General features: G+C 39.2%; 5 protein-coding genes, 11 tRNA genes and 1 pseudogene. 5 read left to right on the top strand and 12 right to left on the bottom strand.

Translation table 11 applies throughout. The annotated features are described in order from the left end of the window. The first annotated feature begins 229 nt into the window (after window positions 1–229). Window positions 230–364: a hypothetical protein gene (locus FC85_RS16215; RefSeq protein WP_263862687.1), complete on the top strand. Its 135-nt coding sequence runs from the start codon at window positions 230–232 to the stop codon at window positions 362–364. A gap of 699 nt (window positions 365–1,063) precedes the next feature. Next, a complete protein-coding gene (locus tag FC85_RS12820) occupies window positions 1,064–1,789 on the top strand; it encodes an Ig-like domain-containing protein (protein WP_057865924.1) in 726 nt (241 codons plus the stop codon). Window positions 1,790–2,014: 225 nt separating this feature from the next. Here FC85_RS12820 and FC85_RS15575 read toward each other — a convergent pair. Then, window positions 2,015–2,774: pseudogene (locus FC85_RS15575) on the bottom strand (IS5 family transposase). A gap of 621 nt (window positions 2,775–3,395) precedes the next feature. Here FC85_RS15575 and FC85_RS12835 point away from each other — a divergent pair. Genes FC85_RS12835 through FC85_RS12845 form a run of 3 tightly spaced genes read left to right on the top strand, consistent with a single transcriptional unit; the run spans window position 3,396 to window position 5,769 of the window. Then, window positions 3,396–4,334 carry a hypothetical protein gene (locus tag FC85_RS12835; protein WP_057865926.1) on the top strand — a complete coding sequence of 313 codons (939 nt, stop codon included), beginning with the start codon at window positions 3,396–3,398 and terminating at the stop codon, window positions 4,332–4,334. A 28-nt stretch (window positions 4,335–4,362) separates the two neighbouring features. Beyond that, entirely contained in the window at window positions 4,363–4,611 is a 249-nt protein-coding gene (locus tag FC85_RS12840) for a hypothetical protein (RefSeq protein ID WP_057865927.1), read from the top strand. Beyond that, window positions 4,612–5,769, top strand: coding sequence for a site-specific integrase (locus tag FC85_RS12845; RefSeq protein WP_057865928.1), 1,158 nt, complete (start codon window positions 4,612–4,614; stop codon window positions 5,767–5,769). Window positions 5,770–5,949: 180 nt separating this feature from the next. On the opposite strand, the gene FC85_RS12850 is transcribed toward FC85_RS12845, so the two are convergent. The 11 genes from FC85_RS12850 to FC85_RS12900 all read right to left on the bottom strand — a co-directional run bounded on the left by FC85_RS12850 (window position 5,950) and on the right by FC85_RS12900 (window position 6,969). Next, a tRNA-Leu gene (locus FC85_RS12850) sits at window positions 5,950–6,035 on the bottom strand. Window positions 6,036–6,065: 30 nt separating this feature from the next. Beyond that, window positions 6,066–6,136, bottom strand: a tRNA-Cys gene (locus FC85_RS12855). Window positions 6,137–6,155: 19 nt separating this feature from the next. Beyond that, window positions 6,156–6,227, bottom strand: a tRNA-Gln gene (locus FC85_RS12860). Between the two features lie 7 nt (window positions 6,228–6,234). Continuing rightward, window positions 6,235–6,307, bottom strand: a tRNA-His gene (locus tag FC85_RS12865). A 14-nt stretch (window positions 6,308–6,321) separates the two neighbouring features. Continuing rightward, window positions 6,322–6,392, bottom strand: a tRNA-Trp gene (locus tag FC85_RS12870). 4 nt (window positions 6,393–6,396) lie between these two features. Continuing rightward, window positions 6,397–6,479 (bottom strand) — tRNA-Tyr (locus FC85_RS12875). A gap of 6 nt (window positions 6,480–6,485) precedes the next feature. After that, window positions 6,486–6,558, bottom strand: a tRNA-Phe gene (locus FC85_RS12880). Between the two features lie 57 nt (window positions 6,559–6,615). Further along, window positions 6,616–6,690, bottom strand: a tRNA-Asp gene (locus FC85_RS12885). Between the two features lie 16 nt (window positions 6,691–6,706). Beyond that, window positions 6,707–6,779, bottom strand: a tRNA-Val gene (locus tag FC85_RS12890). Window positions 6,780–6,784: 5 nt separating this feature from the next. Further along, window positions 6,785–6,856: transfer RNA gene (locus FC85_RS12895), tRNA-Glu, on the bottom strand. Between the two features lie 21 nt (window positions 6,857–6,877). Further along, window positions 6,878–6,969, bottom strand: a tRNA-Ser gene (locus tag FC85_RS12900). Window positions 6,970–7,037 lie beyond the last annotated feature (68 nt).

The raw sequence follows: 7,037 nt of genomic DNA on the forward strand, positions 1-7,037 counted from the left end.
TATGCCCTGTGATACCAAGGGATCAGTCTGTCTTCATACTTTCAAGTTTCAGATAAGATATTGAATGTTTAAATTAATTCAGGTAGATTAGAGTTGAGATGGATTTTGTCTCAATTCTTTTTTGTTGGACTGCTGGATTTAAATATCAAAAGTGGGCTAATTAATCTTTATGATCTGATTTAACTTGGTTAACTGGTTGTTTTAGAAAGTTATCGAGGAGGAAAATAATATGAAATTTCTGTTGGTTTGTGCATCTGCCCTAACACTTTGTACTGGTGCTGTCGGGGTTACTCATTATTGCACAACTCCCCATCACCAAAATCAGCCACGTGTAGAACGTGGTTGTGGCATGAATCGTTATTAATTGGTTTTCATTAAAACAATAATTGAATTAAGCATACCTTTTATCTCCGTGAAACAGGTTTTATCAACCATTAATTATCTTTGATCAAGAGTCCCACAATCATAGGCAAACAGGTTTAATGATTGTGGGACTTTTTTTAGTGAAACATAACTTTAATAATTATTTGTACCACAAAAGCACCTCTCACCTGAACCAAATAAAACCAGATTCTCAGTATATTTGCTAAATAGTGACTATCCGTATGTGGCCTCGATATTCGAACTTGATTAGATGCATCATTAACAACCTGTATCATTTTCAATATTAAATAGTGAAGAAGTAAACGCCTCATTAAATATGGTACTTTAGAGAACAAGTTATCGCTTCCTCTCGTTAGAATCATATGTCCCCTGCTTCCAGGACAAAGTGGAAACTTTCCCCCTCCCCTTGCTTTTCCTATTGCTCAACAGCCATTTTCCCTAATTATTGTTTACGTACTCACACATTGGGAAAACAGAGATTTAAAATTGCTTAAATTTTTTTGATATGAGTCGCTTTTTGTAACACTAAATTCTATCAATTGTATAATATGTTTGTTAGGGGATATTGAATTGAAAGTCAACACGTTTTGGGGAATACATATGACCCATCTTTTAATCCAATAAATAATGAATAACAGTTATCGCTTGTCGCGTTGAACTGTGAAAGAGGAGATCTACAATGAAGAAATACGCATCATTAATTGCCACTGCTGGCATGTTGTTAAGTATGGGGATGCCTGTCGTCACATTTGCAAGTCAAAAGTTAGCATTATCCGCAACGGTTAAGCCGATTACGAACTCGATGACATCTATTTCTGGCAAAGCAACCCAAGGGACCACGGTCAAAATATATAGTAACGGTAGCTATAAAGCAAAAGCCAAGACCAAAAGTAACGGGAAATTTAAGATTAATTTGAAAGCCCCTCTTTCAACGATTGGTCTCTATCAATTACAAATATCAAAAGTTGGTTTTAAACCCATCACTAAATCATTTACAGTTGGTCCAACTGATTACTCTAGCCAAATTAATCCATTAAAAAGTCAATTAGCAGACGCTCAAACCCAATTAGTTGGTGTTCAAAATCAAATTGATTCAATGCAATCCAGTGTTCAATCACTTAGCAGTTCATCATCTTTAAGCGCTCTCCAATCTGAATTGAAGGCCGTTCAAAGCAGTCTATCCAGCTCCACAGACCCAACTGCAAATGCAAGCTATCAGCAAACCATCACCGACTTGCAAAACCAAATCAATAACTATAATTCTTCAATGAACGCTGCTGGATATAAGCCAATTATTTATCAAGTCCAATATCAAGACTTAGAACAGCAAGCCGTTACTTTACAGCAACAAATTAATAAATTGCAGGATCAGATTCAAAAGCTCCAGGACTTATCTGTCCAATAATTAGCAAGATGAATAGTAAGACAGCATAAAGAATCCGTTAAAGAAGCTGGAACATAAGTTAATAAAAAGTTGCTTTTCAAAAATCTCGTAAATCAGTTTACACAAACGCTGATTTACGAGATTTTTAATTTGAAGTCAAGGCGCCATAATATAAATTTGGACTATTGTTCCAGCCACTTTTGCGATTGGTAATATTTCTGATAAATTCTAGGGTGTGTCTTCAAACTATTTAATCAGTAAAAAAATGGCACCAATCTGGATAAATGCCAAAAAAGAAGCTGCCAACTTATCAAATCTGGTCGAAAGATGGCGAAAATGCTTTAATTTGTTAAAAAAACATTCAATTAAGTGACGTTCTTTAAATAACCACCAGTCGGTTTCCCAAGGATCCTTAAAATTCATTCTGGGTGGAATGGTGTAGCTACCGCCACGATCAACGATGTGCTGACGCAGTTCCGTTGCATTATAAGCCCGATCACCAATGACATTGACATTTTGTAAATCAACGCCCTTCAAAAGATCAAACGCTTGAACACCATCATGGCATTGACCACCGGTTAACAGAAAATAAAGCGGATTACCTAAAGCATCAACTAAAGTGTGGATTTTGGTGGTTTTTCCGCCCCGGCTTTGGCCAATTTGAGAATTGGGCCCCCTTTTTAGAACCGGCACTGTGCTGGTGAGCGGGAACAATCGTTGAATCAATCATTAAATTTTCCAAATCCGGGTCATCATTTAAAGCCAAAAATAAGTCGTTTAAAAGGCCACTGTTTCGCCAACGACAAAATTTGGTGTAAGCACTTTTCCAAGATGGATAATAGGCGGGCAGATCCCGCCAAGGGGAACCACTCCGCGCAACGTATAATAACGCATTAAACATGGTCCGATTATCATGACGCGGTGGCCGACCGGTACGATAAGCTGGGAAGAACGGTTCAATCTGATGCCATTGTTCATCACTTAATTCATAGCGACGTCTCTCCATCGTGATCAATCCTTTATTTTTAGCATATCAAACTGGATACCATGCAGAAAAGTTTAACGCCTGTAGTTTGAAGACACTACCTAATTATATGTTCAAATCCAACAGTTTGACTCAAAACAATATTCAGGTAATTTATCAGTATTTAAATACAAATAAGTCTTACAGCTTTTTACTTTATGGTTAATTCACCAATTCAATCTTTTCTAGTTTCAATTTAATTTATGTATCAAAAAAAGATTCTAAGAAATATCCCCTGTCAGCAACGATTATAAAATGTTGGGAAATACCGAAGCAGCCTACATATAAGGGAAAATGAGAGGTAAAAGCAAAATAAAGCAAATATTCTTAAATTCTTTTAGACTTACATGTACCACAGAGGAATAAACTCTGCTATTCTTAAAATGGTATAATTTGAAAATATTACAGTCGCCTACAGATATTTAACGAGCAATTGTGTTATTAATCGTCATACATGAATCATGACTGTACAACACACATTGCCAATAAATTATTTTTAGCGTATTTAGTAAAGACCGGCTAAAATGCTACCGAATCATGGGAAAGCTCCTATATTTAACGACAGATCCATTTTAAAAACACTTATATTTAGAGGGGAAAATTATGAAATTAAAAAAATACATTTTAGCAGGTTCCATTGCCTTATCATTTGGGGGATTTTTTGCAGCCAATAGCGTAACTGCCAATGCTAAACACTACACAACAGTCCCAAGTTCGCTTCGGGGGCATTGGTATCATTATGATAGTGATACAGGACAATATAGTAAGTTGGCAGCAACAAAATATCACTTTAATATGGACGGAATTCACTTCTATGGTAATAGATTCCCGAAGTACGCTCGCGGCCACAGTCAGATGTTCGTTTATCGAAATTCAAAGGGATATTACAATATTGGTAAATACGCCACTGACGAATGGCCGTGGTGGAAAAGAGCTACAAAACACGGTCATGCGGCGCTTCGAGAAGTTGTTCCCCAATTGCCAGGATATTCTACCTATTATTGGTATCGAACCAAGTCAATTGCCAAACATCCCACAGGCACTTCGACTAGTTCAAAAACAATATCCAATTATGATTTAGATTATACTAACGCACCTTCATCTTTGACTAAATGCATTGGAAAAAGTGTTTTTACCACATATTTAGCAGATACCGATTATTCAGTTGACCTTGCAACTTCGAAAGATAATTACATGGATCAAAAATTTGCAATGTCATTAGAACGATTTGGGGTCCCAATGATATTACAGAAATTTTCTTCGACATATACCACAAGGCTTGGAGTTGTTTTGTATCAAGGTCAAACTTATTATGTTGATGCAGATTCTTTAGATTCTCAAATTGTTCCATATAATACCTATGTTAGTCACGGAACTGCGTATTCAGGTTTAAAGCCCACTGACAAATCGGAAATTTTAGTTAAAAACAACCAATATGTTAATACAAAAGATGAATGGGATTATGTTGACCCTAATACCGGAAATGAGATTTATTACAAATTCTCACTTATGAAAGACGAATGGGTACAGGAAAAGGATTAACCAGCGGATTTAAAAGAAGGTCTTTAATATGCTAAATGATCTGATTGACGGCGCCCTTTCGTTTGTTGCGTTTATCTTTGACATTATCGTTTTGATGATTTTGTGGGTCGCTTTTTCAAAATACATCGTCGGCATTGTGGCCGGTGGCTTATTTATCTTCTTTCCGCTTTATTTTCAGCATAAAAAGAATCAAAAAGAGCGGCTGCTCGTGACCCCCACGACCGCAAGGACATCACGAATGAAGCAACCGAAGAAGATGTTAAGTAGAGGTGATTAAATGGCAAGCATTAGAAAATTCAGAAATAGTTGGCAGGTGCGAGTTAGTTACGTTGATAAATTTGGCAAGCAGCGGACGGCCTCAAAGAGTGGGTTTAAAACTAAACGGCAAGCCCAGGAATATGGCACAACCCTAGAATATAACTATACCCACGGTGGCGATTTAAACAATCGAAATGTGGACTTTATCCCCTACCTCATCAAATGGTATCAAACATTTCGGGAGCCGCAATTGGCGGACGCTACCAAATCCAAATATGAATACACCATTCAAGTTGCCACTAATTATTTTGGAAAAATGAAGCTCAAAGATATTAACACCACGACTTACCAAAAGTTCTTAAATCTTTACGGCAACGGTGACGGCACCACTGACCACCCGGCTCACGCCAAAGCGACGGCTGAAAAGATTAACACCCACATTCGGGCTTGTGTCCGCAATGCAATCAATGACGGCATTATTCACCACGACTTTACCGCCAACACGCACTTGGTCTACGATCCCAGCCATACGCGTGGGATTCACTATTTGAATGTGGAACAAACATCTAAACTGATTAAATATCTCAAAGGGCATTTAGAAACGGGTAGCATTGTGAACTATATGATTCTGACTACCCTCATGACTGGTATGCGAGCTTCCGAAGTGGCTGCTTTAACTTGGGACAGTCTCGATCGAAAACACTTGACCCTTAATATTAATAAATCCTGGGATTTCATCAAAAAAGATTTTAAAGCGACTAAAAACCGGACGTCTAACCGAGTGATTGACATCAATCATGATTTAGTTGATTTGTTGACCAAATTACAATTCAGTCAAAATATGTATTTGAATACTCATCATCAGGAGAACTCGAAGAATTTAATGTTTATTACCGATCGCGGCAGCATTCCCGACTATGGCACCCTCAACGCACAGTTAAAAAAAGCACTGCAACGAGCGGGGATTGAAGCTGAGTTAACCTTCCACGGCTTGCGACACACTCACGCATCTATTTTGCTATTCAAAGGCGTTCCCATTGCCTATATTTCGCAGCGCTTAGGCCATGAGAATATTAGCACCACGACGCGGATCTATTTGCACATTATCAAGGAATTGGAAAACAAAGAATCGGAAAAAACGACTGATTATATGGATCAACTTTTGAATATTAATTAATCAGACCTGTTCCAAAACTTGTTCCAAAATTTTTATGCAAAAATCGGTGCTTGTTCCAAAATGTTCCAACGCGAAATACCAAAGTATGCTAAACAATCCAAAATTTTTAGACATAAAAAAGCAGGAACGTTGTTAAATCAACGTTCCTGCTTTTAAAAACTACGCTATATAATGCTTAGATACCGGAGGTGGGGTTCGAACCCACACGTCCTTTAACGGACACTGGATTTTGAGTCCAGCGCGTCTGCCAGTTCCGCCACTCCGGCATAATAAATGATTGGCCAATCCATGGTTAAAGGCGGTAATCGGATTCGAACCGACGATGAAGGTTTTGCAGACCTCTGCCTTACCACTTGGCTATACCGCCATGATTTTGACTAACCCTACTGGGTTAGCTGGATTCGAACCAGCGCATGACAGAGTCAAAGTCTGTTGCCTTACCACTTGGCTATAACCCAATCAAAGGGCGGTAGGTGGGAATCGAACCCACGCGTGTCGGATCCACAAACCGATGTGTTAACCACTTCACCACTACCGCCATAGTATTATTAACAGGGATAGTAGGAGTTGAACCCACACCGACGGTTTTGGAGACCGTAGTTCTACCATTAAACTATATCCCTATGATGGAGGGGAGTGGATTCGAACCACCGAACCCGAAGGAGCGGATTTACAGTCCGCCGCGTTTAGCCAGACTTCGCTACCCCTCCATAAAATGGCGCGGGACAGAATCGAACTGCCGACACATGGAGCTTCAATCCATTGCTCTACCGACTGAGCTACCGAGCCATACCATCATATAATAATACTAATATGTTGTGTATTCAATTGTCAAATACATAACAACGGTTCGTACGAGACTCGAACTCGTGATCTCCTGCGTGACAGGCAGGCGTCCTAAACCAACTAGACCAACGAACCAATGTTGCTATGGAAATGGAGGATACAGGGATCGAACCTGTGACCTCCTGCTTGTAAGGCAGATGCTCTCCCAGCTGAGCTAATCCTCCAAAAGTGACCCGTACGGGATTTGAACCCATGTTACCGCCGTGAAAGGGCGGTGTCTTAACCACTTGACCAACGGGTCATAAAACTTATTATTCGTTTACGGAGAGTAAGGGATTCGAACCCTTGAAACAGGCTTTTACCCGTTTACATCATTTCCAATGATGCTCCTTCGGCCAGCTCGGACAACTCTCCAATAAATAATAACTCCGGCAGGCGGGCTCGAACCGTCGACAACCTGATTAACAGTCAGGTGCTCTACC

This window comes from Lentilactobacillus diolivorans DSM 14421, from assembly GCF_001434255.1.
GTDB lineage: Bacteria > Bacillota > Bacilli > Lactobacillales > Lactobacillaceae > Lentilactobacillus > Lentilactobacillus diolivorans.